Genomic DNA, 26,733 nt, shown 5'->3' with positions numbered 1-26,733 from the left:
AGCGTGGATGAGCAAGTGGCACGGTAGAGCATGAGCCCTCACTGAGGACTCATGCTTAAATGAGATGAACTACGCTTTAACCGCTAGATACCAGTAAATAAAAAGCACTGCAAAAATAAGCAAATAGCTTAATCCTATCCAAGAGAGGCATTTCATTTTTGTGCCATAACGATGAGCCTCTGGTAGTTGGCTGCTAGTCATTAAGCGATAGTTGAGCCATGCAAAAACCACTGTGGTCATAAAGGCTAAAATCATCACAAATTCCAGCAGTGGTAACAGTGCGCCCTTGAAAAACAAAATGAGCATTAACCCTAATGCACTTACGCTGAGCATGATGCCTGTCAGGCGTTTGTCCGATTGGGCTTCGCTGACTGCCGTGTGTGACAGCAGTTGCCAGCCCATGTTCAAGGTTCGGCTATAGCCATCTATGACTGTGACAGTGGTGCTGAAAATACATAAAAACGCCACTATGCCAATCAAATAGCGGCTCTCACCACCCATGACTTGGCTATATAAGTTGATTAATTGGTTCGCAAACTTGGCGCCAGAGTCGGAAAAGTGCTCTCCGCTACCATGCATTACCAGCGCGCCTAAGGCCAGAAAGACCACTGCCAGCAGGGCGGTGACGATATAGCCTAAGTTGAAGTCTAAGATGGCTTGGGCGGGGGTAACGGGTGAAGTCTTTTGTTTTTCCAATAACCACAGCGAATTCCACGCGCTGACCTCAATCGGCGCTGGCATCCAGCCCATCATGGCGACCAAGAATCCCACATGGGCCCACTGCCAAGGCGAGGGAGAAACAAACTGACTTTCTAGCGGTTTCATATGATCAAATGCCAAGGCGACGGCGATTAATGTGGTGAGCGTCAGGGCGAACATGATGATCTTGGTCAGCCTGTCCAACAATGAATAGTGCCCTAAAATCAATAACAACAGTGAGCTTATCAGCACCAACAGTGCCAATACATCGATAGGTAAGGGGATAAGCTGAGTCAGCATGGCGGCGGTTAACATGCAAACCCCCGCGGTACTGGCGATAGAAGCGATCACATTGAGACCAGTGAATAGCCATAGATAACCTCGGCCTTGCTTAAGATATCCATGCAGTAAACTTTCGCCCGTTGCAGCGGTGTAACGTGCCCCTGCGGCAAAGAAGGGGTATTTCAGCAAGTTCACTCCCAGAATCACCCAGGCGAGTTGCCAGCCAAATTCAGCACCGGCGCGGGTGGATGACACTAAATGTGAGGCCCCAATCGCGGCTGCGGCCATTAATACACCGGGTCCCATGGCCTTTATGCCGAGAGCCAGTTGTGCTGTCCAATTCATGGGGAAGGGTTTTACTTGAGAAGTCGCCATAATACGCTGGGTGTTTCCTTATCCGTTGGAAATGGTCTGGTTGATACTGAGCTATCTAAGCAATTAAGTCGTGGTGTTAACTGTTAAGAATTGTATTTGGCGGCGAGTAGGGCTTCGATGCGTTTTAAGCTTGCCGTCATTTCCACAAGTTGGCTCAGCAGGGCGTTATCTTCTGTGGGGGCACTCGCCTCGGCGGGTGAGTGTAGATCACTTAAGCGTTCTTTTTGCTCCAAAATCTGCGCCCTAAAACCCGGCGCATCGACTATGCCCACCAGACTAATTAAGGCGCCAGTGCCCGATTGTCCTGCGGTTTCTACAGTGAGTTTATGTAATCCCATCAGGCGCATAATCGGCCCCTGAATGAGGGCTATATCGGTAATTTTATCTAAGGGAACCGTATTTTCTGTGCGAGTTAAAATGCCTCTGCGCACAATCAGCTTTTTGCTGGTTAAGCGTGCACTCATATTGCGAATATAGCGACGAGTCCCCCATAGGCCGATAGGGAACCATAGTAGTAACAAGGGGATACCTACAATGCTTAGGGTGAAGTAAGCGGCTCCAGAGAGTAACCAATACATGCCTAAGTTAGCTTCAAATTCAGCTTCATGAATCGTTTGTTCTTGCATTTTCTTCCCTAATGTTTGCATCCAGTTGTTAACTATCTTGAGAGATCTCTGCTGGAAAATACATGGTTTTTATTATTAACAAAGGTTTAACTTTTTTCAGTGCCCCATTGACTTTGTTTTACAACCGATTACCTTGGTTGTGTTAAAAATTAGTTTAATAAAAGTAAAATAAATTTAACAAATGAAGATTAGGGGATGTAAATGAAAAGACCTCAGATTCTACCCAGCGTTTGTGCTATCGCAATTGCCATGGCATTTGCCCCGAGTATTAGCTATGCAGCCGACAATGGTGCCGATAAAGTTGAACGCATTGAAGTAACGGGCTCTCGTATTAAGCGCACCGACATCGAGGGACCGTCGCCGATTCAATCCATTGGCAAAGAAGATATTGCCAACATGGGTTTTGATAACCTGCAGCAGTTACTCGAACGTATGCCTGCCAACGGTGCCGGCGCTTTCTCGACCCGTGGTAACAGCCAAGACTCGACCGCCAATGGTGGTGCTTCGATCAGTTTGCGTGGCTTAGGCCCTGACGCCACTCTGGTATTGATTAACGGTCGTCGTGTTGCGGCAAGTGCCTTTGCCGAAGGTATCACTAACTCCTTCGTCGACATAAACAACATTCCGGTTTCAGCGATTGAACGCATTGATATTCTGAAAGATGGTGCATCGGCGATTTACGGTTCCGATGCGATTGCGGGCGTAGTCAACATTGTCTTGAAAAAAGACATTGAAGGGATTGAGGTTAACTTAGGTTACGGCGACACCCCTGGTACGGGTTACGATGAAACCACGGCGAGCGTCGTTTGGGGCGTGAAATCCGAAAAGGGCAGTGCGTCGGTTATTCTCGACTATTTTAAAAACGACACCTTAGCGGCAACCGATTTGGGCCGTTTTGGCACAGCCGATCAAAGCCCTTACGGTGGTGAAGATTTCCGTTCTTCACGGGGTTTCCCTGGTTATTTCTATGTCGATGGTGTGAAGACTATCGATCCATCCTGTCCGCCCGATCGTGCAACGGCCAGTGGCAGCTGTTTATTTGACTATGGTCCATACAACTTAGTGATCCCTGAAGCTGAGCGTATCGGGGCTATTGGTCAATTCGATTACCATTTCAATGACGATTTAACCGCTTTCCTCGAGTTAGCTGCGCAACATAACTCTTCTATTGCGGGTGGGGCGCCAACCCCTTTGGATGAAGATGCGGCCTTAACTGTGCCTGGTACTCACCCAAATAATCCTTGGGGCAAAGATATTGAAATCGGTCGTTTCCGTACTGTGGATGCAGGCGCACGCCGTTGGGATATTGAGTCCGACACCCTGCGTTTAGTGGCGGGTTTACGTGGCACGATTAAAGAGTGGGATTGGGAAGCCTCGGTACAACGCGGCCGCAGTGAATCGACTCAAACGGGCGATCGTACTCAAGGTTGGGTCAGAACCGATTACCTGCAAGCTGAGATCGATGCAGGTCGCTACAATCCCTTTGGCGGCACCATGAATTCGCAGGATGTGATTGATGCGATTACGACTAGCCTAGTTCGCCAAGGTTTATCGAGCATGACATCTTATGCGGCGAATATTTCCGGTCAGGCGTTCACGCTGGCGGATCGCGATATTATGATGGCAGCGGGTGTGGAATACCGTGAAGAAAGCGTGAGCGACGTGCCGGATGAACAGTTCCAACGTGGACTGATTTTTGGTACCGAAGCGGTTTCTGCGGCGGCCTCTCGTGACCAATACGCGGGTTATGTGGAGTTCTCTATTCCTGTCACGGATAACTTTGAGCTGCAACTCGCGGGTCGCTACGACCACTACAGCGATTTTGGTTCAACCACTAACCCTAAAGTGGCGTTCCAATGGGGCATCACCGATGAGCTGACGAGCCGTGGTTCTTGGTCAACGGGTTTCCGCGCACCTTCTTTAGCTCAAATCGGTTTAGGCCCATCACGCGAAAGTAGTTTCTTTATCGATACTTATCGCTGCGCCGCCGATGGTGTGGATTGCGAAGCGCTCGACTACAACACTGAATTCCAAGGTAACTCTGAGTTGGATGCCGAAGAGTCAGAAACATGGAACCTTGGGCTTATTTGGGCGCCAAGACAGAAGTTTGATATCGGTTTTGATGTTTACAGCATCACTCAAGATAACAAGATCGATAAGCAGCCATTGGGTGATATCTACACCGCAAACTGTAACGATCAAAACAGCACTGTGTGTGAGCGTTTAGCACCGCAAGCGGGTCAAACCTTAGGTCCTATCAGCATTATTCACTCAAGCTTTATCAACTTAAGCTCGCAGGATGTGCAGGGTGTTGACCTGTCAACCCACTATGGTCTTGAGCTAGATAGCTTTGGTGATTTGAAGTTTGGCCTAGAGTACAGCTACTTACATAACTTCGAAAAAGACGGTCTCGATTACACTGGCGAGTACAAGTTCCCACAACATCGCTGGTTGCTCACCACGAACTGGACCATGGATAACTTCGCCGCCAACGTAAACCTGAGCTACATCGGTGAGTTCGAAGATACTCCAGATATCGACTTTGACGGCGTGTTAGACTTCGAAACCAACAAGTCTCGTATGGTTGATGCACAGTTATTAGTTGATATGTCAGGTAGTTACCGTTTCAACGAGATGTTTAAGCTGACATTAGGCGTGAACAACCTGTTCGATGAAGAGCCACCGTTTGCGATTGGTGACGGCGATACCGACCTCTATGGTTATGTGATTTCTGTACACAACCCAATGGGACGTTATATCTATACCAAACTGACCATGAACTTCTAATCAGTTATTGGCGAGTCATTGGAAACGGCGCTTCGGCGCCGTTTTTGTATTTTACTCTGCCGCGACACCGTGTATCTTCGTTCTCGTTAATCAGTCATCACTAAAAGGACGTTAATATGATCACCTTATATGGCATGCCCCGCAGCCGTGCGTTACGAGTCGCTTGGGTGCTAGAAGAGTTAGGCGCCGAGTGGGCCTTTTCGTTTGTGGATATGAATAAGGGCGAGCACCGTAGCGCCGCTTTCTTAGCGCTCAATCCCTGCGGTAAAGTACCAGTGTTAACCGACGATAATCTTGTGTTGTCTGAGTCTGCGGCTATTTGCCTGTATCTGGCGGAGAAGTTTGGCAACTTGTTACCTGAAGCGGGCAGTGCGGCATCGGGTCTGTATCATCAATGGGTGAGCTTTATTATTACCGAACTCGAGCAGCCTCTATGGACCCTCGGCAAGCATAAATTTGCGCTGCCGGAAGCGCAGCGTCATCCCTCCATCATGCCTTGCGCTGTGTGGGAGTTTGATAAGGCGGCGGCCTTGGCTGAAGCTATGCTGCCCGATAGCGACTTTTTACTCGGCGACACCTTATCGGTTGCTGATATTCTGCTGGCCCATACACTGCTTTGGGGCACCTTATTTGAGCAGCAGATCCCGCCTAAATTAGCGGCGTATCGCGATAGAATTGCGGCGCGCCCTTCGCGTAAATCGGCACTCGCCAAAATGGAAGCCGTCGCAGCAGCGGCACAGGCTTAATCAGCACTAAGCGATAAAAAACAAAAGGGCAGAAGATTTACTTCTGCCCTTTTTGCTTAAGTCGTTTAGCGTTTATAGCTGAGTCGCCGCCCATTTCGCACGGCTTTCACGGCTCTCACTTAACCCATTTTGCTCACGGAATGCCTTGTAGGCTTCGACATCGAGATTGACTAGGCTAACATCCACTTCGAGCACCAGTTTACATTCTTTCTTAATGCGCCAGGCCGCTGTGTTGTACAGTTCAGTTAACGGCAGCGAGCTTAAAAATTCCGGATTATATTGGGTGTAAACGGCCTGAGTTGGATACACCACGAAGGCCAAGTGACGCTTAGGCTCTTTCTTAAATAGGGCTTCGATGCCGTCAGTGGTATTGAGTACTTGCATCTCGATAATATCGTCGAGATCTAACAGTTTTTTCTGTGCTAGTTCAGGGGCCTGTGTTTCAGCATTTTCCCAGGCTAATACATCGGCTTCGCTGTGGTTGGTCAGCTGTCCTACTTGAGCCGCACTGAGGCTGAGTGATTGGCGTAAGTAGCTCATTTCGATGGCGTTCAAGCCAATATTTTTAGACATAATGCGGTTCTCAAGTTGATAAAAATAAAATCTCGGTAAAATCAGTATTTGTTTTTAAGCCAAATATCTTCGACCCATTCCCAGAAGGATTCCCAATAAGTATCTGTAAAGTCACCGTTTTGCCAGAAGTGAACTTGGCCATCCTGATCGATACAGTAAAAGTCATCGCCCAATTGGCAGATGGCAATCAAGTCCCTCGGCAAGCCGATTGACCAAGCATAGCAGGTGACTTCGGGTAAATAGGTGTGCGAATAGGGGTCGGCTGCAGTCACAGGCTCAATCGCGCCATAAATCACATCACTGGCATGGAGTAGGTATTCCTTTAATTCCCGTGGCAGTGGGATCAAAATCTGTTCCTCAACCTCCACTAACTGCTCGAATGTGGGTAACTCGAGTGGCACAGGCACTGTTTCGCTGCGTTCTTGGAGTTGCTCAATAATGTCGTGCATGGAATTTCCTTAAGGGTCGCCTTATGGCGCGGGATTATATAGGGAAACAAGGTTGGATGCGAGGGAAGGGCTGTGAGCGATAGTGGGCATAGATCGATTGTTAGTGAGATGACGCTTTAGGCTAAGTCTGGTGTTACGCCATAAAAAAGCGCTGGCATCTGTTTTCACAAATAGCCAGCGCAACAGTGGAAGTGGTACAGCGATAAACGGTTAAGCGATTAAACAATTAAAAAATAAACAAACGGGTGATTAAGCAACTGAGTTAGTCAGCAGCAGTCCTTCATCGACGCGTTTATAGTTAAGCCAAGCCTTGTGATACAGCTTATGGGACTCTTGGCGCAGCTTAGCGATCTGTGCGGTTTCAAACTCACTTAATGCACGTTGTTGTTTTATTGCATTCGCCTCAATCTGTTGAACCTGTTCGTAAACCTTGTGCTCTGGGCCACTTTTAATGTCGGCAATATCTTTAAGGTGTAATTGGACCTCGGCAATCATGCCGCTTTCGGGCAAACGTACCAGTAAGTTAAGGTCGCGATAACCTGAGGCTTTAGGCTCGGCGAAACGGTTTTTCTGTTTCACGACCTGAGCTTGCTCGCTTAAGGCGTAATAGCTTTGCATCAGCTCGGAGATACTGTTACTGACGATGCTAGCGCGGGCAAGGTCGGTGATTTGGCTAGCATCCCCATTAAATTTGGTGGCGACCTTCTCGGCGGCGCGTTGATAGCTTTTCACGTCAGGCAAAATCACCTGCGCCTGTGAACTGGCCGTCACTGTTTGCAACAGGCTTGCGAGTTCATTCTGGGCCGCGTGGGCGTTGGTATATAAGTTGTCTAAACTGGCCGACGCTTGACGCGGAGTGTCGAAAGTTTGAGTGTTGAGCGCATAAAGACCATGCAGATCATGGCTTTGAGCCTGTCTTGCACTGTAATTACCGCGTTCGGCTCTGCTGTCATTGATATCTAAAGGATTGGCTACGCCTGTGCGGGTCGATAATAAGAGTAGAAAGATAAAAAAGGTACGAAATAACTTATTCATAACGGCCTACTTCCTTATGGGAGTGATACACATCACGGGAATACCATAGGCTGGAGTGGCTTAATTAAAGCTGAATCAATGATGAAGACTTGTTCATGTTTGGCTTAGGTTCACATTTTTCCTGCCTAAAAAAATGGCGCCGCTATTGTGAGCGGCGCCATTGGGTTTGTTGATTACTATCTTGAATTAATTTGGGATTACCAAATTTTCACGCGTTTCTCTGGCGCGATATACATTGCATCACCTGGTTTCACATCATAGGTGGTGTAGAACTCAGGCATGTTAGATAGCGCACCCAGTGCACGGAATTCCGCTGGTGAGTGTGGGTCTGTCGCTACGCGGTTACGCAGGGCTTCTTCTTTGGCTTTTGCACGCCAAATTTGCGTGAAGCCGATGAAGAAACGTTGGTCGCCAGTCAGACCGTCGATAACCGGTGCTTCTTTACCATTGAGTGACTTTTTGTACGCACGGTAAGCGATAGTCACGCCCGATAAGTCACCGATGTTTTCGCCTAAGGTCAGGCTGCCGTTCACGTGCAGATCGTCAAACACATAGTAACCATCGTATTGTGCGATCAGCGCCTTACCACGGGCAGAGAATTCTTCTAAGTCTTTCTCTGTCCACCAGTCACGCATATTGCCTTCGCCGTCGAACTTAGCGCCTTGGTCGTCGAAACCATGGCCCATTTCGTGACCGATAACCGCACCGATACCGCCGTAGTTGACGGCATCATCCGCTTCCATGTTGAAGAAAGGTGGTTGCAGAATGGCAGCAGGGAACACGATTTCGTTCATGGTTGGGTTGTAGTAAGCGTTAACCGTTTGTGGGGTCATGTGCCACTCGTCTTTATCGATTGGCGCGCCTAACTTAGCCAGTGACTTAGCGTGCTCAACTTCGCTTGCGCGAACCGCGTTACCAATCAAATCATCGGCTTTAATGGTCAGCTTGCTGTAATCTTCCCACTTGTTTGGATAACCAATTTTCGGGTTGAATTTCGCTAATTTTTCGGCAGCAGCTTGCTTAGTTGTATCGCTCATCCAAGTCAGATCTTTGATGCTGTCGCCGTAGGCGCCGCGCAGGTTTTCAACCAATGCTTGCATGCGCTCTTTGGCTTCTGGTGCGAAGTGACGCTTCACGTACACTTTACCCACCACTTCACCTAATACGCCGTTGACTGCCGCAACACCGCGCTTCCAACGTGGCTCTTGTTCTTCTTGTCCGTTCAGGGTTTTAGAGAAGAAGGCAAAGTTCTCGTTGTCTAACTCTTCGCTCAAGTTGCTTGCCGCGTGGGTCAGCACTTGCCATTGCATATAGGTTTTCCAAGTCGCTAGATCGGTCGTTTTGAGGACTTCGTTCAGGCCTTGGATATAGCTTGGTTGGTTAACGATAATGTCGGTTTGCTTGTCAGCACCTAATGTCGTTAAGTAGCCTGTCCAGTCGATATCTGGCGCTAAGCTTGGCAGATCTTTAACTTGATACAGGTTATAGGATTTAGTGCTGTCGCGGGTTTCAACCACATCCCAATGTTTAGCGGCAATCGCAGTTTCGAGTGCGAGGATAGATTCTGCGCTGGCTTTTGGATTGGCAAGGCCGGCTAGAGTGAACATTTTTTCGATATGAGCAAGGTAAGCCTTACGAATATTAACGAAACGCTCTGACTCGTTAAAGTAGTAATCTTTTTCCGGCAGGCTTAGGCCGTATTGATACAGGTGAGTCGCGTAACGGCTAGAGTTCTTTGCATCGATATCGATGTAGAAAGCCATTGGCGTACCCGCACCCATGATTTGGCTGTGGGCGAAGTATTTTACCAGCTCGTTTTTATCTTTTAAGGCGTTGATGGCATCAAACTCGCCTTTCAGTGGCGTCACGCCCAGCTTGTTTAGCGTTGCAGTGTCCATAAATGAACGGTAAAGGTCAGCCACTTTTTGCTCGTCAGTGCCTTCTGCCAGATTTGGCGTGGCGGCTACTTCTTCGATAATGGCTTTAACGTCATCACGGGATTTTTCACGCAGATCGTAGAAGGCACCAATGCTAGTGCGATCGGCTGGGATCTCGGCTTTCTTCAGCCAAGCGCCGTTAACATATTCATAGAAGTCGTCCTGTGGACGCACTGATTTATCGAAGTTTTCAAATTCGATACCTGAGCCCAATGCTTTAGTGACAGCGGCAGCAGTGGCGGTTTTAGCAGTTTCTGGCGCTTTAACTTCAGCGGGCTTGTCATTACAGGCAGTGAGGCCCGCGATGAGTGAGGCACACAGTCCCCCAATGAGTACTTTTCTCATGTCGTTTCCTTCGAGTTTGTTATTGTGCCCATCTCTGGGGCTGTTTGGTGCAAAATGGGATTGCTTCAGGCGCAACGCAACGTATGTTAATGCTTTAGTGGGAATCTAAACAAGGTGATTACACTTTTTCAGTCAGATTTCTTATCCGTCAGTTGTAACTAAAAATTACCATGATTGAAATTGGCCTAAAAACCGCTAAACATACCGTACGCAAGCTCTGACAAGTTAGTAAGCACTTAGGTTTGTCTGGCGTAACTAAGGGCGGATTTAGGCAATTTGATTGGCTAGGCTTTGCCCTTTCGTTCGTTGGGCCTCATAATACGGCGGTTTTCATTTATTGAAGTTGAGTCGTCCCGTGCGTTTAGACAAATTTATCTGTGAAAGTACCTCGCTTACCCGTTCTTTAGCGAAAAAAGCCCTGCACCGTGGTGACATTACCTGTGATGGGGCTGTGATTAAAGATGCTGGCTTTAAAGTGCTCGAGGGGATGCAAGTATGCCTCGAAGGTGAGCCTATCTCCCTCGTTGGTGAGCGTTACCTGATGCTCAATAAGCCCGTGGATACGATTTGCTCGACCATAGATGAAGTTTACCCTTCGGTATTGACCCTGTTGGATATTGAAAAGCCCGAAACCTTACATATTGCTGGTCGTTTAGATGCCGATACTACCGGCCTAGTGTTGATCACGAGCGATGGTCAATGGTCGCATCGGATCACTTCACCCAAAAAAGACTGTGGCAAGCGTTACTTAGTGACGTTAGCCGAGCCTGTGGATGAGAGTTTGATTGGCATCTTTGCCGCGGGAGTGGAGCTGAGAAACGAGGACGGCCTGACAAAACCCGCAGTGCTTGAAATCATCGAGCCGCAGTTGGTGCGTTTAACCATTACCGAAGGCAAGTATCACCAAGTGAAGCGGATGTTTGCCGCCGTAGGTAATCATGTGGTTGGCTTACACCGTGAAAGCATTGGCAAAATTGAATTAGACGCAGAACTTGCCCTCGGCGAATGGCGTTATCTGACGAGCGAAGAAATCGCATCGATTTAACCCCGTTTGGCTAAAAAAATGCCGCTCCTGATGAGCGGCATTTTTATTGCTAATTAGTGCTTCCTGATAAAACTATTGTTTTTTCAGGATCAGATTACCGCTAATGGTATCCATCTTGACACTGGCGCTACCAGAACCTGTTTGGAAGCTTAAGGATTCATTCGGCACGTATTTTTGTCTTTGTGGCACATCTTGGCTCAAGCCATTTTTGATTTTGCCACCTGGGCCGCCATTGAGCTCGAAATTAGCATCGGGCGTATCGGTAAATGTCACAATAATATCGCCACTAACGCTCTCTAGATTGGCTTTATCGAAGCTTTTCGCCAGTGAGACTTGAGTGTCGCCGCTCACGGTGCGGACATTAACTTCTTTGGCGCTGTTAAAGTCGGCTTTAATTTCCCCAGAAACCTGCTCGACTTTCACTTTATCGGCTAAGGTTTGGCTGTTGAGATCGCCGCTCACTAAACGATATTTGATTTCGCCTTTGCTTTGGGTGTCTTTAATCTCACCTGAGACGGTATCTAACATCACTTTGCCCGCTAATCCCTTAGTGGTGATATCACCAGACACAGTGTGCAATGTCGGTGTGCCATCCAGTGCCTCGGCGGTGATATTACCGCTAACGGTATTGAGTTCGAGCTCGCCTTGAGTCTGGCTGATTTGCAGATTGGCTGAAATCGTATCGGCGCTCAGCTTGACGGATTTAGGTACCTTAATGGTGAGTTTTGAGCCGTTGTTGTCGCTGCCGTTATAGTGGCGTGGCATTTTATCTTCGATATTCAGGTTGTTACCTTTCTGTTCAAAGACAAAGCCTTCGCTCAGCTCATCGAGAGTGCCCGTCACGCTGACTTCATTTTTATCCCAGCTTTGAATTTGTACTTCGCCCCGTTGGACTTTGATTTGCAGCAGGGTATCGCTACTTATCGGTAACTGTTTATCCACACTTTCAGCGGCGCACACACTGCCCATAAGGCCAAGATAAAGCGTTGATACGAGTAGACTGGTTTTCGTGAGGGTAAAATGGCTCATATGCTATTTCCTTGTGTTGAGTTTTGAATCGGAAGTTTTTGGCCTTGCTGTAGCAAATCGAGTTCACGTTGTTGCACCCAAAGCCAGAGTTGCCAAAGTTGTTTGTCGGTTGGATTAGCCTGTAATGCTTGATAAATCTGTTCGCCGGCGCGGCGTAATTCCGCTAAGCCTTGCTCTAGCGGCGCGCTAAAGCGACTGGTTTGCCAAGCGACAACCGTTGGGGTTTGTTCGAGGCTCGTTACTTGGGCTTGATGTGTCTGGGCAATTTGGTTAAGCAGTGTGTGCAGCGCTTGCTCATCATCCGCCGGTTGGCTAGCGATCTGTTCAGGGAGTGACGTTTTTACTGGCGCTTGAGTGTAGAACCCGAAGAACACCGCCAGCACCACAGCTGCGGCAATCGCCCATTGCGCGCCTTGTCGTCGCGGCGCTTGGCGAACAGCTGTTTGCGACGCCAATGGCTTATCCATACGTTTTTCGATGCCTTGCCAAAGATCCCGTTCGGGAGTTAATGCTTTGGGGGCATTATCAATCAATTGCTGGAGTTTGGCCTCACGGGGATCGTTAGATAAGGACATTACAGCATCTCCTGTAGTAATTGCTTGGCTCTGTGGTACTGGGTCTTACTGGTTCCCACGGCAATACCAAGTAATTGTGCAATTTCTTCATGTTGATAACCTTCAATGGCGCAGAGCACAAACACGATACGCGCCCGCTCTGGCAGTCTGAGGATCAATTTGTCTAACCCTTGATAATGCTCATCTGCGCTTGAATGTTCATCGTCGCTCTCCATCGGGATAAAACGCGCCCAAAACGACTTTTGCTTACGGATAAAGCTCAGTGCCTGATTCACACAAATGCTGTGTAACCAAGTGGAAAATTGGCTCTCCCCCCTAAACTGCGGCAATTTCTGCCAGACCAGAATAAAGCACTCTTGGGTGATTTCTTCCGCCTGCGAGGCTTGGCCTGATAAGCGCAGTGATAGGGCATATACCCTTGGATGATGGTGTAAATACAGTTGCTTAAATGCGGCTCTATTTCCTTGGCTAGCCAAGGTGACGAGGTCAAATTCTGACATCGCATTGTTGAGTGGGAGTCTCCCTGCCGTCACTGTATTTTCCTGTCATCAAGGTGAATGGTTACTAATAGGACGCTTTGAAAAGCGCAAAAGGTTTGTATCGAATAAAAAAATATTCGGTTTATTTTTAGATATTGCGTAACTCTTTGCGTTGTTGTAGTAAAATTAGTTGTGTTTTTTAGCGCTAACTTCATGAAGTTATTAATTTTATACCAAATGGTATGCTGAGTAGAAAGCTAAAATCATATTATGGATTATCACTGACATTAAGCATGACCGTGGGGCGACTGCCAGAGGTGAGTATCAAAACAGGAGCATTGAACGACCGATGCAAAATAAATAGAAGATAAACTTTGTATATCAGGGATATTTTGCTGTTAAAGGCCTAACTCCCAGCTATCTTTTTAAGAGAAGTTATTTATTAGGGGCTTTTTATGTTAATCCGCTCAAAGTTGTTACTCAGTGCCGCTGTATCCGTTACGGCCTTGATTGCCATGTTTGGATTGCAGCTTCATTCAAATTCGGTTGAGTCGGAACTCTCCCACGCAGCACAAAGCGTTCTCGAATTGGAGCGAGATGTACTTTTACTGCGTAAAAATGAAAAGGATTTTTTTGGTCGTAAAGATATGCAGTATGTTCAACTGCATGGTGAGGTACATGCCAAGATTGATGAGTTAGTCCCGAATCTTGAGAGTATTTTTAAAAAATACAAGGTTTCCACTGCGCCACTCGAAAGTTTTGACCGTAACCTTAATCAGTACCAAGTCGCCTTCAATGAAGTGGTACAACTTCAGCAAGAAATTGGTTTAACGCCTAAAACGGGTCTCTACGGCACCTTAAGAACGGCGGTGCATAATGTCGAGTCCATGCTGAAGGAATACGACCAGTTATCCCTCGAAGTCGCGATGTTGCAGCTAAGACGCAACGAGAAAGACTTTATGCTGCGCCGCGAGATGAGCTATGTCGAGACCTTCGACGCTAACATTGCCAAGTTCAACGCTAGCCTAAGAGTATCGAGTTTAGACACGGATACTCAAAATAAAATTGCGGCCCTAATTGAGCAATACCAAAAGGATTTTAAGAGCTTAGTCAATAAAGAGCAGCAACTGGGGCTCAGTGAAAAAGATGGTACTATGGCGAAATTGATCGCCGCGAATAAGTTAACCGAGGCCAGTGCCGACGAGCTGCATAATCTTGCGTTAAAGGCGATTGATGATACCGAAAGCAGCAGTGTGAATATCGGGATTTTGGTCTTCGTGATTATCGCCCTGATCCTTGCTGTGATTACCTACCTTATTATCCGCAGCATTATCACCCCGGTGGAACGTATTACGCAGGTGATTTCACGTATCGAAGTCAGCAAAGACTTAACCCTCAGATGCGATGCCTCGACTCAGGATGAGCTAGGTGAAATTGCGCAGCATTTCAATAGCATGGTGGGGAGCTTCCAGCAGCTTATCGAGCAGGTTATTGACTCAGTCGCCACTATTAATACGTCCTGTAAGAGTGTGTCAGAGAACGCAATGCTCGCCTCCGAAGGCGTTGCTCAGCAGCTTAATGAAACCGATATGGTGGCGACAGCGATTACCGAAATGGGTGCAACTATCGATGAAATTGCTAAAACGACCGAGCTTGCGGCTCTCAAAGCGGGTAAAACCCATGATAACGCTCAATTAGGGCAAACTGAGGTGGAGCAAACCATCCTTAAGATCAGACAATTGTCTGAACAGATCAACAGCAGCGCCTCAGTGGTGGATGAGCTCGAGCGTGATAGTGAAACCATTGGTAGCGTGCTCGATGTGATCCGTGGCATTGCGGAACAAACCAATTTACTGGCACTCAATGCGGCGATTGAAGCGGCCCGTGCGGGTGAACAAGGCCGTGGTTTTGCCGTGGTTGCCGACGAAGTACGTAGTCTGGCGATGCGAACTCAGACATCGACTCAGGAAATTGCCAATATTATTCAAACCCTGCAAAGTCGAACCCGTGCCATAGTGCAATTAATGGATGCGAGCCAAAAGCAAGGCGCCGAGAGTGCCGAGCAGGCCGCGGCGGCGGGAGAGTTGCTGAAGCTTATCAATACCGATGTGCATAATATTATGGATATGAGCACACAGATTGCTGCAGCGATTGAAGAGCAGAGCATGGTTGCCGCTGAAGTGAATAAGAACGTGGTCGTTATCCGTGATATTGCTGAGGATTCTTCCCGGGCTGCCGATGCCAATGCGTCGGCTTCGGATGAACTTAAATCCCGCGCCGAATATCTAGTCAGTGCCGTGAGCCACTTTAAGATCTAGTCGCACTTTTGTCTGTCAGAAACGCACCTTAGGGTGCGTTTTTTATGGCGAAGCGCTGTTGGGGTTTATTTGAATATGATGGCGCACGAGCTATTAATGCGAAAAGCTAGAAAGTAGTAACGCAATAAAAACCACCAACAAAAAAACGCACCCTAAGGTGCGTTTTTTATGCAAAGCGCCGCGATTAGTGGCTGAACATTGCAGAGATAGACTCTTCGTTGCTGACGCGGCGAATGGCTTCTGCCAATACGGCCGACATAGTCAGTTGAGTCACTTTAGCCACTTTAAGCATTTCAGGGCTTAAAGGTACAGTATCGGTCACGATAACTTCATCGATCACTGAGTTTTCGATATTTTCAGCCGCTTTGCCAGAGAATACTGGGTGAGTCGCGTAAGCAAATACGCGGTTTGCACCGTGTTCTTTTAAGGCTTCAGCCGCTTTACACAGAGTGCCGCCTGTGTCGATCATATCGTCAACGATAATGCAGTCACGGCCTTGAACGTCACCAATAATGTGCATCACTTGCGCTACGTTTGCCTGTGGACGACGCTTGTCGATAATGGCCAGATCAGAATCATCTAATAGTTTTGCCACTGCACGAGCGCGGACAACACCACCGATATCTGGAGAAACAACCACTGGGTTATCTAATTTCTTCGCCAGCATATCTTCGAGCAGCACTGGGCTACCGAACACGTTGTCTACTGGTACGTCGAAGAAGCCTTGAATTTGCTCTGCGTGTAAATCACAGGTCAAAACGCGGTCAACACCGACGCTTGACAGGAAGTCAGCAACGACTTTCGCAGTAATAGGTACACGTGCGCTACGTACGCGACGGTCTTGACGAGCATAACCAAAGTAAGGAATAACGGCAGTGATACGACCGGCAGATGCACGGCGTAGCGCGTCAACCATAACGATAAGTTCCATTAGGTTATCGTTAGTTGGGGCGCAGGTGGATTGGATGATAAACACATCGGCACCACGTACATTTTCGTTAATTTGGACACTGATTTCACCATCGCTGAAACGACCAACCACTGCGTCTCCGAGTTTACAAAATAGACGATCGGCTATCTTCTTAGCGAGACTGGGGGTGGCGTTCCCAGCAAAGAGCTTGATGTCGGGCACTGTATGAACCTCAGGCGTTTGCTTTATATTTTAGTGGCTAGAGCAACGACGATGCGGGGACGGGAGCGGAACCCGTGGGCTATCGTAAAAAGTTGCTCTAGAAGAAAGTAGTTTATGGATGAGTGAGTCGCACTATGAGCGGCGAAATATTCATCCCTTTTGCAACAAATCCTTGCATATCAGACGGTAATTTCGCCAAGGCTGCGAGAGCTTGCTGCTGCGAAGAAAACTCCCCAAACACGCATGCGCCCGTTCCGGTCATTCTCGACGGCGCATATTCTAGCAGCCAGCCTAAGGCCTTGGCAACTTGAGGGTATTTGGAAACGACCAGATCTTGGCAATCATTTGCCCAAGGTTGGCTCATTAAGGTGTCGATGCCAAGCTTAGGTGTATTGCGGGGTAGCAAAGGATCTTGGAACACCGCAGCGGTGGAAACATGGGCATCGGGCGCGATGACTAAATACCAAAACTCAGTGGGCGTCACCGCCTGTAAACGTTCGCCAACGCCTTCGGCAAATGCCGCGAAACCGCGAATAAAAACAGGGATATCGGCACCGAGTTTTAAACCAATCGCCGCTAATTCATCGTTAGATAATTGGGTGTTCCACAACTGATTTAAGGCCACGAGTGTGGTGGCCGCATCGGATGAACCTCCACCTAAACCGCCGCCCATGGGTAAACGTTTTTCGAGCCAGATTTCGGCGCCGCCAGGATAACCTGTCGCTTGCTGTAATGATTTTGCGGCTCGCAGAATTAAGTTATCGCTATCGGCGACAACGGCCGACATGTCCGAGTGCAATTTCAGCTCTGGCGTCTGCGTCACCCTAAAGTCGAGCAGATCGCAGCAATCAATAAATTGAAACAGGGTTTGCAACTCATGGTAACCGTCGGCGCGGCGTCCGTTGATATGCAGGAACAGATTTAATTTGGCGGGCGCGGGCCAATTGCGCGAAATCTCATTCGACATGCTAAGGTTTTTCTCCGAGCATTATTGAGGGTTTACCTAAGGCTTGCCATTGATTGAGTTGCAGCTTGAGCTGTAAATCACCGCGTTCAAGCTTTAACTGATAGGGTACCTCGGCACCGCTTTGGGACTGCCAACTCAAAAATGTGACTACCCAAGGCGGCAAGGTTTGCGAGTTTTGAATTTGTTTGGTTTTACCATTGCTATCAACGGCAAGCACACGGTCTAAAGCGCCGACTTGGCCTGTGATCCAAAGGGGTAAGTCGTTAATCGGGATGGACCAGCCGCTGACTCGCTCGAGTAGTGCTTGGGCGTTGCTATCGCGAAAATCTTTGCCATCGACATGCAGATGAGCCGAGTTAGGCGTAGCATCCAAAGTCAACACTGTGGTGCCGAGCATAGTGGTGAGGGTGAGCTCGTCTCGCTCCTCACTGTGGCGCCAATAGAGATTGGCACTGAGCTTATCCTGCGGCGTGCGGATAGCGAGTTTCCCCTGTAATTCCCACGCCTTGGCTTGCGCGGCATTATCGACCGTTATAGGGCTGAGATCTGTCGTTGGCGGCAGGGTCTCGCAGCCGCCTAAAAACAATAGGCCGCTCAAGGCGATACAAGAGAAAATGGATTTTGTGAAGCGCTTCAAATTATTCATCTATAACTGATATACCAAAGTCCTTATGATACGAGGGCTTGTAAAGAATACCAATGCCAATCGTAAAATTTCCATTGGCGGTCACTTGGGATAACTTCGGTCGCGATAATCTGCATTTGTCTATCATTGATAGAAAATTTAGGTAAGAAGTTAGACCTTTATTCGGTTTTGTTAAGCGTATTCTGTTTTTAGTTGGGCCAATTCAGTAGAATGCCCTTATTAAGAGAGACGCCAAGAATCTAGAAAAGAGTCAGATGAGCCTTGTAGCAATCGGTATTAACCATAAAACAGCCACGGTAGACCTGCGTGAGAAAGTTGCCTTCTCTCCGGACAAAATTCATGATGCCATGAAGAGTCTGGCCAGTCGTACACGCTCGGGTGAAGCCGTTATCGTCTCGACCTGTAATCGCACTGAATTGTATTGTAACAATGGCGATGAGGCCGACATCATTGAATGGCTTGAAGAATATCACGGCCTAGATCATCAAGATGTAGCGCCGTGCCTCTACAATTACCACGGTCAAGCGGCGGTAAGGCATTTAATGCGCGTGGCCTCCGGTCTCGACTCGCTGATTTTGGGTGAGCCGCAAATTCTGGGGCAAGTTAAGCAGGCTTTTGTCAAAGCTAAAGAAGCGGGTACCGTTGCGCTGACCATCGACCGCTTGTTCCAAAATACCTTCTCCGTGGCGAAAAAAGTGCGTACCGAAACCGAAATCGGTGCCGCGGCTGTCTCGGTGGCCTTTGCCGCCGTGAGCATGGCAAAACATATCTTCTCTTCGCTATCGACCACTAAGGTGCTGTTAATTGGCGCCGGTGAAACCATTGAGCTGGTGGCTAAACATCTTAAGGATAACGGCGTTGCTTCTATGGTGGTGGCAAACCGTACTCTCGAACGTGCCCAAAGTATGTGTGAAGAGTTTAATGCCACGGCAATTACGTTGGCACAGATACCAGATTTTCTCCCTAAAGCCGATATCGTGATATCCTCTACCGCCAGCCCGCTACCAATCCTTGGTAAAGGCATGGTAGAAAAAGCGCTAAAGCAGCGTCGCCATCAACCTATGTTATTGGTTGATATAGCAGTTCCCCGGGATATTGAGCCGGAAGTCGCCGATTTGGACGATGCGTTTCTGTATACAGTGGACGACCTGCATAGCATTATTGAACAGAATAAGGCTTCCCGTAAGGAGGCCGCCGAGCAAGCTGAATTAATTACTGAAGAACAATCCTACCTCTTTATGGATTGGGTGCGTTCTTTAGAGTCGGTCGACAGTATTCGCGAGTATCGCAGCCAAAGCATGGCGATAAAGGATGAGTTAGTGGAACGCGCCCTGAATAAATTAGCGCAGGGGGGCGACACTGAGCAGGTATTGATTGAACTAGCCAATCGCCTGACGAATAGACTCATTCACGCACCAACCCAAGCCCTCACAGTGGCGAGTCGTCAGGGTGATTTGAATACCTTAGGTCAGTTAAGAACAGCGCTCGGATTAGATAAAAACTAAGGTTAGCGAGTTAAATGAAGGAATCCGTTATCCGCAAGCTGGAAGGCTTGCTCGAGCGCAATGAAGAAGTCTTAGCCTTGCTTGGTGATGCATCCGTTATCGCCGATCAGGAGCGTTTTCGCGCGTTATCCAAAGAATATTCTCAGTTAGAAGAAGTGGTTGCAGGCTTTAAAGCTTACCAGCAAGCACAGGCGGATCTCGAGTCTGCCAAGGAAATGCTGGAAGAAGATGATACTGAAATGCGCGAAATGGCGCAGGAAGAAATCAAGGCAGCTAAAGCCGAACTCGAGCGTCTCGAAGCCGAGCTGCAAATTCTATTATTACCAAAAGATCCTAACGACGACACCAACGCCTTTATCGAAATTCGTGCCGGTGCGGGTGGCGACGAAGCCGCAATCTTCGCGGGTGATCTGTTCCGTATGTATAGTCGTTATGCCGAAGCCAACCGTTGGCAGCTCGAAATCATGAGCTCGAACGAAGGTGAGCACGGTGGCTTTAAAGAAATCATCGTTAAAGTCAGTGGTGAAGGCGCCTACGGTAAACTCAAGTTTGAATCCGGTGGTCACCGTGTTCAACGTGTGCCTGAAACTGAATCCCAAGGCCGTGTACACACCTCTGCTGTAACTGTAGTAGTCATGCACGAAGTGCCTGAAGCGGAAGCGATTTCAATCAACCCTGCGGATCTGAAGGTTGATACCTTCCGTTCATCGGGCGCTGGTGGTCAGCACGTTAACAAAACCGATTCTGCCATTCGTATTACCCACATTCCAACCGGGATTGTGGTGGAATGTCAGGACCAACGTTCACAGCATAAAAACCGCGCGCAAGCGATGAGCGTGTTAGCGGCGCGTATCCAAGCCGTTGAAGACGAAAAGCGCCGCAGCGCCGAAGAGTCGACTCGCCGTAGTCTGGTGGCCAGTGGTGACCGCTCCGAGCGTGTGCGTACCTATAACTTCCCACAAGGCCGCGTGAGTGAACACCGTATCAACTTAACCTTGTATCGCTTAAACGAAGTGATGGAAGGCGACTTAGATGCGATTTTAGGACCGCTGATGCAAGAGCATCAGGCCGACCTATTAGCCGCTCTGGCTGATGAGCAGGGGTAATTTTGGCTGATCAATCGAGTATCGCCGAGGCCCTGCAATGGGCCTATGTTCAGTTAGCGCCTACCTCTGAATCCGCTCATTTGGATGCAGAGGTTTTCCTGCTGTATTGCCTCAATAAAAACCGTGCATTTCTCTACACTTGGCCCGAAAAAGCCTTGACGGTGGAGCAGTGGAAACGTTTCCAGCAAATGGTGCAACGTCGCCAGCAGGGCGTACCCGTGGCACATATTGTGGGTGAGCGTGAGTTTTGGTCGCTGCCTTTTATCGTGAATGACACCACGTTAATCCCTCGCCCAGATACCGAAATCCTAGTCGAAACCGCCTTAAACTTGCCGCTTGAGAGTGATGCTAAGGTGCTGGATTTAGGGACTGGGACAGGTGCGATTGCGCTGGCGCTGGCTTCTGAGCGGGCTACTTGGCAAATTACTGCCGTCGATAAGGTGGAAGATGCGGTGGCATTGGCCAAAGCGAACCGGACTAACCTTAAGTTAGAGCAGGTGGAGATCCTCCAAAGTGACTGGTTTAGCGCGATCAAGGCTCATGACTTTGATTTAATTGTCTCAAATCCGCCTTACATCGATGAGGCCGATGAGCATTTACATCAAGGGGATGTGCGCTTCGAGCCGCAAAGTGCGCTCACCGCCGCCGATGAGGGCTTTGCTGATCTTTACTACATCGCAAAAACCGCTCGGGATTATTTGAAGCCCAACGGTTATATTCTGCTCGAACATGGTTTTGAGCAGGCGGTAAAGCTCAGAGAAAAACTGACCGAGCTAGGTTATCAAAATGTCGCAACCGTGCGGGATTTTGGTAGCAACGACAGATGCACCATGGGTAAGTGGATGGGATTGATTGGAATTTAATATTTAATCCAATCCCGCTAAGTACTTAACAACGCCATTGGTTATTTATCAATGGCGTTTTTATTTGTGTATTGGTTGAAATGGTTAGCTTTGACAAGTATCCGACTCAATATCTTTAAAATCAGCTTTAAGCTTAGGCTCAAGCTATAGCACTTTGACCATAAAGAATTTACTGCCGGTTTCGGGATAGGCTTGTTGTACCCACTGCACGCGGTATCCGTGGCGCTCATAGAAAGGCTTGGCTTGAAAATCTAAGGTATCGAGTAGGACAAATTGGCAGCCACGTTGTTTGGCCTTGCTTTCGGCCTCGAGTAATAAGCGTGAGCCGATGTTTTGCTGGCGCAATGCGGCATCGACCCAAAGGTAGTCAATCAATAGCCAATTGCCAAAGGTTTTACCGCTTAAGCCCGCGAGTAAGTTGCCGTCCTCATCCTGTAATTTTAATCCTAGGTTTTGACGCTTTAGCGTTTGCCAGTGCAGCTGATTAAATTCGACGATTTTTTGCTTTACCGCATCGGCAAATTCGGCGGACTCATCGTCAATTATCATTAAATTCATTGTGGTTTCCTACAAACTGAGGGACGGGGTTTCGTCTGCGAATCTCGCGCGTTAGGCATTGGTCTGGCGTTATGATTAGGGTAAACTAGCGCCTTTGTCACTGGCCATAAGTATCACAATGGAAACTTTTTACAGTCTTTATCCTGCTGTTAAGCACCTGCATTTAACCTTAATTGCCGTGAGTGTGCTGTTTTTTGTCGTTCGTTTTGTGTTGCACTTACGTCAGTCAGCACTGATGGGCAAGAAAGTATTCAAAATCGCGCCCCATGTTATCGACACTTTTTTACTGCTGTCGGGCTTAACCCTGTGCTTTATGATCAAGCAATATCCCTTTGTGGACCCTTGGTTGACCGAAAAAATTGGCGCCGTGCTCGCGTATATTGCCTTGGGTGTGATTGCGATAAAAGCGAACAGAAACAAATTGTTCAAAGTTTTTGCCTTTTTAGGTGCATTAGGTTGGTTAGTTTACGCGGCCAAATTGGCGCATTTTAAACAAGCGGTATTATTGGGTTAATGGGAAAATACAATCTGCAAGATGGCATTTCTTTGCCCGAGTCGGCATTGGATGTAGGTGCTCACCTTGGATTTTCAAACCTCGAAGCGGCGAAATGGGCTTGGTTTGAATTGGCGGGAGCCGTATTAAGTCATTACCTAGTGGATCAACAGCAACGCTTAAATGCGTTGCTGCATTGGTTTTATCAGGACTTGGGTTTTTGTGTCCGCGACAATTACTTCAGTACCGAAGCGGCGGACTTAGGCACTTGCCTTATCACTAAACAGGGTAATAGCACCACACTGGCGACGGTATTGATGCTACTGGCCAAACAGCTCGATTTAGAGCTCGAAGCCTTACTCTTACCGGGTAATACCGTGCTTCGCAGTAACGTTGCTGGTGTTGTGCGTTATCACGATCCGCTGACGGGCAAAGAGCTGACGAAACACCAGCTCCATGTGTTAGTGCGCGGTGAACTGGGTAACGCGGCCGAGCTTAAGCCAAGCTACTTAAAGGCGGCGTCGGTGAAGAAGCTGATTTCGCGCATGCTGCATGAGCTTAAGGCGGGGTGTATCGTGTCGCATCAATTTGAGGCGGCGATGGAATGTTGCAACTTGCTGCTACAGTGGCACCCAGATGATGTGCACTTAAATCGGGAGCGCGCTTTTATCGCCCAGCAACTGGGTTGTATCAATGTCGCGGCGGCCGATCTGCAACACTTTGTCGATAACAGCCCGCATGATCCTGTTATCGAAATCGTCAAAATGCAGCTCAAAGAGCTCAGCGAACACGCTGAAATCTATCACTAAATCTTAAAGGAGAGCCTAACAGGCTCTCCTTGTTTTTCTAAAAAACAACAATAAATGGGGCGAATGGGAAGTTTGCCCACTAACTGCAAACGGCAGTTTTTAGCATAAATACAATAACAACTGTACCAAACAGGGAGAATACACATGGCAAGCACGGCATTAGTCACCAATGACGCGGTGGCGCTGGGAATATTGGCAACTATTCTGGGATTTGTGTTTTATACCAGCAGTAGTAGTCATCCATTTTGGCAAAAGTTTTACCGTTTTATCCCAGCGTTATTACTCTGCTATTTCTTGCCATCGTTGTTGAATACCTTTGGGGTGATCGATGGTGGTACATCACAGCTTTACTATGTTGCCTCGCGCTACCTATTGCCCGCCTGTTTGGTGTTATTGATTTTAAGTGTGGATTTAAAAGCCATCTTAGGACTTGGGCCTAAGGCAGTGATCATGTTTTTAACTGGGACAGTCGGTATTGTGATTGGCGGGCCGATTGCACTGCTCGTGGTGTCCTTTATCGAGCCCTCATTAATTGGTGTCGATAGCCCTGATGCGGTGTGGCGCGGCATGACGACCCTCGCAGGCAGTTGGATTGGCGGCGGTGCGAACCAAGCCGCGATGAAAGAAATTTATGAAGTGGGTGGCAATATCTTCTCCGTGATGGTGACAGTCGATGTGATTGTGGCCAATATTTGGATGGCGGTATTGTTGTTTATGGCGTCAAAAGCCAAGGAAATCGATGCCAAGACAGGTGCTGACACCTCGGCGATTGAGACCTTAAAGAACAAGGTTGAGCAGTATCACGCTGAAAATGCGCGTATTCCAAGCCTGCGTGATCTGATGCTGATTGTGGCTGTCGGATTTGGGATCACGGGCGTGGCCCATATTGCCGCCGATTTCCTCGGTCCTTATTTTGAGGCCAACTATCCTTGGACTGAGGATTACAGCTTAACCTCTAAGTTCTTCTGGTTAGTGGTGATTGTGACCACCATAGGTTTAGCCATGTCCTTTAGCCCTATGCGCCATTTAGAGGCGGCGGGGGCTTCTAAGGTAGCGTCGGCGTTCTTGTATATTTTGGTGGCGACCATTGGTTTACATATGGATATAAGCAAGGTCCTTGATACACCACTATATTTTTTAGTGGGCATTATTTGGATGATAGTGCACGCTGGCTTTATGTTATTGATTGCTAAATTAATTAAGGCTCCATTGTTTTATATGGCCGTGGGCAGTCAGGCAAACGTAGGTGGGGCTGCATCGGCGCCAGTTGTGGCAGCGGCGTTCCACCCCGCTTTAGCCCCTGTAGGGGTATTGTTAGCCGTATTTGGTTATGCGCTAGGCACTTATATGGCGTGGCTCTGCGGTCAGTTACTGCAAGCCGTCGCGGTATAGTTGCCTTAGCTCCTGTTCAGCGCTGGTAAGGTTCCAGCATTTTAGAGAGAAGTTGCGATGAGTAATAAAATCATAAACCTAGGTTCAATCGAGATCGCTAACGATAAACCTTTCGTGTTGTTTGGTGGCATGAACGTGCTTGAGTCTCGCGATCTCGCTATGTCGATTGCTGAAACCTATGCCGAAGTGACGCAAAAACTGGGTATTCCCTATGTTTTCAAGGCGTCGTTCGACAAGGCTAACCGCTCTTCTGTTAACTCTTACCGTGGTCCTGGCATGGAAGAAGGCTTAAAGATTTTTGAAGAAATCAAAAAGACTTTCAATCTGCCATTAATCACCGATGTGCATGAGACTTACCAATGTGCGCCTGTCGCTGAAGTGGTTGATATTATTCAGTTGCCTGCTTTCTTAGCGCGCCAAACAGACCTCGTAGTCGCCATGGCGAAAACGGGCGCTATTATCAACGTGAAAAAGCCGCAGTTTTTAGCACCACACGAAATGCGCCATATCATCACTAAGTTTAACGAAGCCGGTAACGACGAGATTATCCTGTGTGAACGTGGTTCGTGCTTCGGTTACAACAACCTAGTAGTCGATATGCTGGGTATGGACGAGATGAAGCAATCCGGTTATCCGGTGATTTTCGACGCTACCCACGCATTACAACGTCCTGGTGGTCGTGCCGATTCGGCGGGCGGCCGTCGTGCTCAAGCGACTGAATTAGCCCGTAGTGGCATGGCGTTAGGCTTAGCGGGTCTGTTTATTGAGGCTCACCCAGATCCAGATAACGCTAAGTGTGATGGCCCATGTGCGCTGCCACTGCATCAGTTAGAAAACTATCTGAAGCAGATGAAGGCTATTGATGATTTAGTGAAATCCTTCGACCCGATTGATACCAGCAAGTAAGCTTGGTTTTACCTTATCAACTAAAAAGCCCCGAATTGCTCGGGGCTTTTTATTGGGTGAAATTTTCTCCATAGCGATATCAATACCTTGTGTTTATGATGTTGGCTCTAATTAGCGCATAACCCATGTCAGAGTGCAGTCTGGCAGTGACAGGATGGCTCGGATGTGGATTTTCTTTACCTTATTAGCCGCGTTTATGCAGGCGTGGCGTAATGCCTTTCAGAGCCAATTGAGTAAAGAGGTTAAGGTGGCGGGCGTCACCTTAGCGCGGTTTCTTTGGGCAGGCCCGATTGCGGCTTTGTATCTTGGGTTGTTATATCTTTGGGACAATGTGGGCTGGCCGCATTTTACGGCGGAGTTTATCGGCTTTATTGTCGGTGCCTCCATGATGCAGATCCTCGCGACTGGCTTGATGGTTAAATTGTTTCAACAACAAAATTTTGCCATCGGTGCCGGGCTTGCCAAGAGTGAGGCCATCGTCGCCGCGATATTAGGCACCTTCTTTTTTGGCACCCATTTATCGTTACTCGGTTGGATTGGGGTGATTGTAGGTGGCGTTGCCGTGTTTTTACTGAGCGCCAAGCAAGGGCTTAGGCAGCTGTCCTTAAGCACTGTGCTCCTCGGCATAGCTAGCGGCAGCGCCTTTGCACTGACCTCTTTATGGGTGAGGGAAGCAAGCCTAAGATTAAATGTCGGTTTTCCACATAGCGCCGCTTGGGTATTGCTTTTGGTGATATGTCTACAAACCTTAGTGTTAGTCGGTTATTTAGTCTTGAAGGATAAAGCCACTCTCAGCGCTTTAATTCAACGTCCTAAGTTAACCTTGCTGACGAGCAGCGCCAGTTGCTTTGGCTCTATTGGTTGGTTTAGTGCTATGTCTTTGCAGGGCGTGCCCTATGTTAAAACCCTAGGCCAAGTGGAAATCTTCTTTATGATGTTGATTTCGGCATTCTGGCTTAAGGAAAAAGTAAAAATAAAAGAGCTGCTTGGCCTCGTCTTGATCGCGCTCGCGGCAATACTCGTGATGTGGGAGTAAGGCTCATTATTGACCGTGTT

Annotated in this window: 25 protein-coding genes; 12 read left to right on the top strand and 13 right to left on the bottom strand. The window is 48.2% G+C overall.

Annotation, left to right across the window (positions count from 1 at the left end; genetic code table 11):
- Positions 1-69 precede the first annotated feature (69 nt).
- Positions 70-1,356: an Nramp family divalent metal transporter gene (locus M0415_RS10115; protein ID WP_249553913.1), complete on the bottom strand. Its 1,287-nt coding sequence runs from the start codon at positions 1,354-1,356 to the stop codon at positions 70-72.
- Between the two features lie 83 nt (positions 1,357-1,439).
- Positions 1,440-1,982: a PH domain-containing protein gene (locus tag M0415_RS10110; protein WP_249553915.1), complete on the bottom strand. Its 543-nt coding sequence runs from the start codon at positions 1,980-1,982 to the stop codon at positions 1,440-1,442.
- Positions 1,983-2,183: 201 nt separating this feature from the next.
- Here M0415_RS10110 and M0415_RS10105 point away from each other — a divergent pair, with 201 nt between their 5' ends.
- Both M0415_RS10105 and M0415_RS10100 read left to right on the top strand, forming a co-directional pair.
- The gene (locus M0415_RS10105) at positions 2,184-4,769 is read left to right on the top strand and encodes a TonB-dependent receptor (RefSeq protein WP_249553917.1); all 2,586 of its coding nucleotides are present in this window, start codon (positions 2,184-2,186) and stop codon (positions 4,767-4,769) included.
- A 116-nt stretch (positions 4,770-4,885) separates the two neighbouring features.
- Positions 4,886-5,515: a glutathione S-transferase family protein gene (locus M0415_RS10100; RefSeq protein ID WP_249553919.1), complete on the top strand. Its 630-nt coding sequence runs from the start codon at positions 4,886-4,888 to the stop codon at positions 5,513-5,515.
- A 72-nt stretch (positions 5,516-5,587) separates the two neighbouring features.
- On the opposite strand, the gene M0415_RS10095 is transcribed toward M0415_RS10100, so the two are convergent.
- The 4 genes from M0415_RS10095 to M0415_RS10080 all read right to left on the bottom strand — a co-directional run bounded on the left by M0415_RS10095 (position 5,588) and on the right by M0415_RS10080 (position 9,854).
- Entirely contained in the window at positions 5,588-6,088 is a 501-nt protein-coding gene (locus tag M0415_RS10095; protein ID WP_011623924.1) for a DUF4447 family protein, read from the bottom strand.
- A gap of 41 nt (positions 6,089-6,129) precedes the next feature.
- Positions 6,130-6,537 carry an SMI1/KNR4 family protein gene (locus tag M0415_RS10090; protein WP_011623923.1) on the bottom strand — a complete coding sequence of 136 codons (408 nt, stop codon included), beginning with the start codon at positions 6,535-6,537 and terminating at the stop codon, positions 6,130-6,132.
- A gap of 249 nt (positions 6,538-6,786) precedes the next feature.
- Positions 6,787-7,572, bottom strand: a complete 786-nt coding sequence (locus M0415_RS10085; protein WP_249553921.1) for a RelA/SpoT domain-containing protein — start codon at positions 7,570-7,572, stop codon at positions 6,787-6,789.
- A gap of 197 nt (positions 7,573-7,769) precedes the next feature.
- On the bottom strand, positions 7,770-9,854 hold the full coding sequence (locus M0415_RS10080; RefSeq protein WP_249553930.1) for a M13 family metallopeptidase: 2,085 nt from the start codon (positions 9,852-9,854) through the stop codon (positions 7,770-7,772).
- Positions 9,855-10,191: 337 nt separating this feature from the next.
- Between M0415_RS10080 and rsuA the strand changes: the two genes are divergently transcribed.
- Positions 10,192-10,899 (top strand): 16S rRNA pseudouridine(516) synthase RsuA, encoded by a 708-nt coding sequence (rsuA, locus tag M0415_RS10075; RefSeq protein ID WP_249553932.1) that lies wholly within the window; start codon positions 10,192-10,194, stop codon positions 10,897-10,899.
- 72 nt (positions 10,900-10,971) lie between these two features.
- On the opposite strand, the gene M0415_RS10070 is transcribed toward rsuA, so the two are convergent.
- Genes M0415_RS10070 through M0415_RS10060 form a run of 3 tightly spaced genes read right to left on the bottom strand, consistent with a single transcriptional unit; the run spans position 10,972 to position 13,036 of the window.
- Positions 10,972-11,928 carry a DUF4097 family beta strand repeat-containing protein gene (locus M0415_RS10070; RefSeq protein WP_249553933.1) on the bottom strand — a complete coding sequence of 319 codons (957 nt, stop codon included), beginning with the start codon at positions 11,926-11,928 and terminating at the stop codon, positions 10,972-10,974.
- Positions 11,925-12,503 (bottom strand): anti-sigma factor, encoded by a 579-nt coding sequence (locus M0415_RS10065; RefSeq protein ID WP_249553938.1) that lies wholly within the window; start codon positions 12,501-12,503, stop codon positions 11,925-11,927. The genes M0415_RS10070 and M0415_RS10065 overlap by 4 nt, the downstream gene beginning before the upstream one ends.
- Positions 12,503-13,036: an RNA polymerase sigma factor gene (locus M0415_RS10060; protein ID WP_249553940.1), complete on the bottom strand. Its 534-nt coding sequence runs from the start codon at positions 13,034-13,036 to the stop codon at positions 12,503-12,505. Before M0415_RS10060 ends, M0415_RS10065 begins: the two co-directional genes overlap by 1 nt.
- A 401-nt stretch (positions 13,037-13,437) precedes the next feature.
- On the opposite strand from M0415_RS10060, the gene M0415_RS10055 reads away from it, so the two are divergent.
- The gene (locus M0415_RS10055; RefSeq protein ID WP_249553942.1) at positions 13,438-15,300 is read left to right on the top strand and encodes a methyl-accepting chemotaxis protein; all 1,863 of its coding nucleotides are present in this window, start codon (positions 13,438-13,440) and stop codon (positions 15,298-15,300) included.
- Positions 15,301-15,484: 184 nt separating this feature from the next.
- Here M0415_RS10055 and M0415_RS10050 read toward each other — a convergent pair whose 3' ends face one another.
- From M0415_RS10050 to lolB, 3 genes are all read right to left on the bottom strand, one after another.
- Positions 15,485-16,432, bottom strand: coding sequence for a ribose-phosphate pyrophosphokinase (locus M0415_RS10050; RefSeq protein WP_011623915.1), 948 nt, complete (start codon positions 16,430-16,432; stop codon positions 15,485-15,487).
- 112 nt (positions 16,433-16,544) lie between these two features.
- Complete coding sequence (gene ispE, locus M0415_RS10045) at positions 16,545-17,399, bottom strand: 4-(cytidine 5'-diphospho)-2-C-methyl-D-erythritol kinase (protein ID WP_249553944.1); 855 nt, start codon at positions 17,397-17,399, stop codon at positions 16,545-16,547.
- 1 nt (position 17,400) lies between these two features.
- Positions 17,401-18,045: a lipoprotein insertase outer membrane protein LolB gene (gene lolB / locus M0415_RS10040; protein WP_086902026.1), complete on the bottom strand. Its 645-nt coding sequence runs from the start codon at positions 18,043-18,045 to the stop codon at positions 17,401-17,403.
- Positions 18,046-18,299: 254 nt separating this feature from the next.
- On the opposite strand from lolB, the gene hemA reads away from it, so the two are divergent.
- Genes hemA through prmC form a run of 3 tightly spaced genes read left to right on the top strand, consistent with a single transcriptional unit; the run spans position 18,300 to position 21,519 of the window.
- Entirely contained in the window at positions 18,300-19,550 is a 1,251-nt protein-coding gene (gene hemA / locus M0415_RS10035) for a glutamyl-tRNA reductase (protein WP_011715924.1), read from the top strand.
- A gap of 14 nt (positions 19,551-19,564) precedes the next feature.
- A complete protein-coding gene (gene prfA / locus M0415_RS10030; RefSeq protein ID WP_249553946.1) occupies positions 19,565-20,656 on the top strand; it encodes a peptide chain release factor 1 in 1,092 nt (363 codons plus the stop codon).
- 2 nt (positions 20,657-20,658) lie between these two features.
- Entirely contained in the window at positions 20,659-21,519 is an 861-nt protein-coding gene (prmC, locus tag M0415_RS10025) for a peptide chain release factor N(5)-glutamine methyltransferase (protein WP_249553948.1), read from the top strand.
- A 144-nt stretch (positions 21,520-21,663) separates the two neighbouring features.
- Here the strand turns inward: prmC and M0415_RS10020 are convergent, their stop codons facing one another.
- The gene (locus M0415_RS10020) at positions 21,664-22,077 is read right to left on the bottom strand and encodes a GNAT family N-acetyltransferase (RefSeq protein ID WP_011715927.1); all 414 of its coding nucleotides are present in this window, start codon (positions 22,075-22,077) and stop codon (positions 21,664-21,666) included.
- Between the two features lie 118 nt (positions 22,078-22,195).
- Here M0415_RS10020 and M0415_RS10015 point away from each other — a divergent pair, with 118 nt between their 5' ends.
- The 5 genes from M0415_RS10015 (at position 22,196) to M0415_RS09995 (ending at position 26,713) form a co-directional block, all read left to right on the top strand.
- On the top strand, positions 22,196-22,591 hold the full coding sequence (locus M0415_RS10015) for a SirB2 family protein (protein WP_011623908.1): 396 nt from the start codon (positions 22,196-22,198) through the stop codon (positions 22,589-22,591).
- Positions 22,591-23,379, top strand: a complete 789-nt coding sequence (locus M0415_RS10010; protein WP_011623907.1) for a transglutaminase family protein — start codon at positions 22,591-22,593, stop codon at positions 23,377-23,379. The genes M0415_RS10015 and M0415_RS10010 overlap by 1 nt, the downstream gene beginning before the upstream one ends.
- Before the next feature lie 144 nt (positions 23,380-23,523).
- The gene (locus tag M0415_RS10005; RefSeq protein WP_249553950.1) at positions 23,524-24,771 is read left to right on the top strand and encodes a DUF819 family protein; all 1,248 of its coding nucleotides are present in this window, start codon (positions 23,524-23,526) and stop codon (positions 24,769-24,771) included.
- Between the two features lie 57 nt (positions 24,772-24,828).
- Positions 24,829-25,677 (top strand): 3-deoxy-8-phosphooctulonate synthase, encoded by an 849-nt coding sequence (kdsA, locus tag M0415_RS10000; RefSeq protein WP_011625269.1) that lies wholly within the window; start codon positions 24,829-24,831, stop codon positions 25,675-25,677.
- Positions 25,678-25,840: 163 nt separating this feature from the next.
- On the top strand, positions 25,841-26,713 hold the full coding sequence (locus M0415_RS09995) for an EamA family transporter (protein ID WP_249553952.1): 873 nt from the start codon (positions 25,841-25,843) through the stop codon (positions 26,711-26,713).
- Positions 26,714-26,733 lie beyond the last annotated feature (20 nt).

The organism is Shewanella sp. 10B, from assembly GCF_023475885.1.
GTDB lineage: Bacteria > Pseudomonadota > Gammaproteobacteria > Enterobacterales > Shewanellaceae > Shewanella > Shewanella mangrovisoli.
This window is presented reverse-complemented; position numbering and strand designations above follow the sequence as displayed.

Excerpts from the sequence above, each read along its gene's own strand:
- M0415_RS10080 (WP_249553930.1), bottom strand. The coding sequence starts at position 9,854 with ATGAGAAAAGTACTCATTGGGGGACTGTGTGCCTCACTCATCGCGGGC.
- prfA (WP_249553946.1), top strand. The coding sequence starts at position 19,565 with ATGAAGGAATCCGTTATCCGCAAGCTGGAAGGCTTGCTCGAGCGCAAT.
- M0415_RS10015 (WP_011623908.1), top strand. The coding sequence starts at position 22,196 with ATGGAAACTTTTTACAGTCTTTATCCTGCTGTTAAGCACCTGCATTTA.
- M0415_RS10020 (WP_011715927.1), bottom strand. The coding sequence starts at position 22,077 with ATGAATTTAATGATAATTGACGATGAGTCCGCCGAATTTGCCGATGCG.
- M0415_RS10085 (WP_249553921.1), bottom strand. The coding sequence starts at position 7,572 with ATGAATAAGTTATTTCGTACCTTTTTTATCTTTCTACTCTTATTATCG.
- M0415_RS10065 (WP_249553938.1), bottom strand. The coding sequence starts at position 12,503 with ATGTCCTTATCTAACGATCCCCGTGAGGCCAAACTCCAGCAATTGATT.
- hemA (WP_011715924.1), top strand. The coding sequence starts at position 18,300 with ATGAGCCTTGTAGCAATCGGTATTAACCATAAAACAGCCACGGTAGAC.
- M0415_RS10110 (WP_249553915.1), bottom strand. The coding sequence starts at position 1,982 with ATGCAAGAACAAACGATTCATGAAGCTGAATTTGAAGCTAACTTAGGC.
- M0415_RS10100 (WP_249553919.1), top strand. The coding sequence starts at position 4,886 with ATGATCACCTTATATGGCATGCCCCGCAGCCGTGCGTTACGAGTCGCT.
- M0415_RS10055 (WP_249553942.1), top strand. The coding sequence starts at position 13,438 with ATGTTAATCCGCTCAAAGTTGTTACTCAGTGCCGCTGTATCCGTTACG.
- M0415_RS10005 (WP_249553950.1), top strand. The coding sequence starts at position 23,524 with ATGGCAAGCACGGCATTAGTCACCAATGACGCGGTGGCGCTGGGAATA.
- M0415_RS10090 (WP_011623923.1), bottom strand. The coding sequence starts at position 6,537 with ATGCACGACATTATTGAGCAACTCCAAGAACGCAGCGAAACAGTGCCT.
- kdsA (WP_011625269.1), top strand. The coding sequence starts at position 24,829 with ATGAGTAATAAAATCATAAACCTAGGTTCAATCGAGATCGCTAACGAT.
- M0415_RS10010 (WP_011623907.1), top strand. The coding sequence starts at position 22,591 with ATGGGAAAATACAATCTGCAAGATGGCATTTCTTTGCCCGAGTCGGCA.
- M0415_RS10070 (WP_249553933.1), bottom strand. The coding sequence starts at position 11,928 with ATGAGCCATTTTACCCTCACGAAAACCAGTCTACTCGTATCAACGCTT.
- M0415_RS09995 (WP_249553952.1), top strand. The coding sequence starts at position 25,841 with ATGTGGATTTTCTTTACCTTATTAGCCGCGTTTATGCAGGCGTGGCGT.
- M0415_RS10095 (WP_011623924.1), bottom strand. The coding sequence starts at position 6,088 with ATGTCTAAAAATATTGGCTTGAACGCCATCGAAATGAGCTACTTACGC.
- lolB (WP_086902026.1), bottom strand. The coding sequence starts at position 18,045 with ATGAATAATTTGAAGCGCTTCACAAAATCCATTTTCTCTTGTATCGCC.
- M0415_RS10105 (WP_249553917.1), top strand. The coding sequence starts at position 2,184 with ATGAAAAGACCTCAGATTCTACCCAGCGTTTGTGCTATCGCAATTGCC.
- ispE (WP_249553944.1), bottom strand. The coding sequence starts at position 17,399 with ATGTCGAATGAGATTTCGCGCAATTGGCCCGCGCCCGCCAAATTAAAT.
- M0415_RS10115 (WP_249553913.1), bottom strand. The coding sequence starts at position 1,356 with ATGGCGACTTCTCAAGTAAAACCCTTCCCCATGAATTGGACAGCACAA.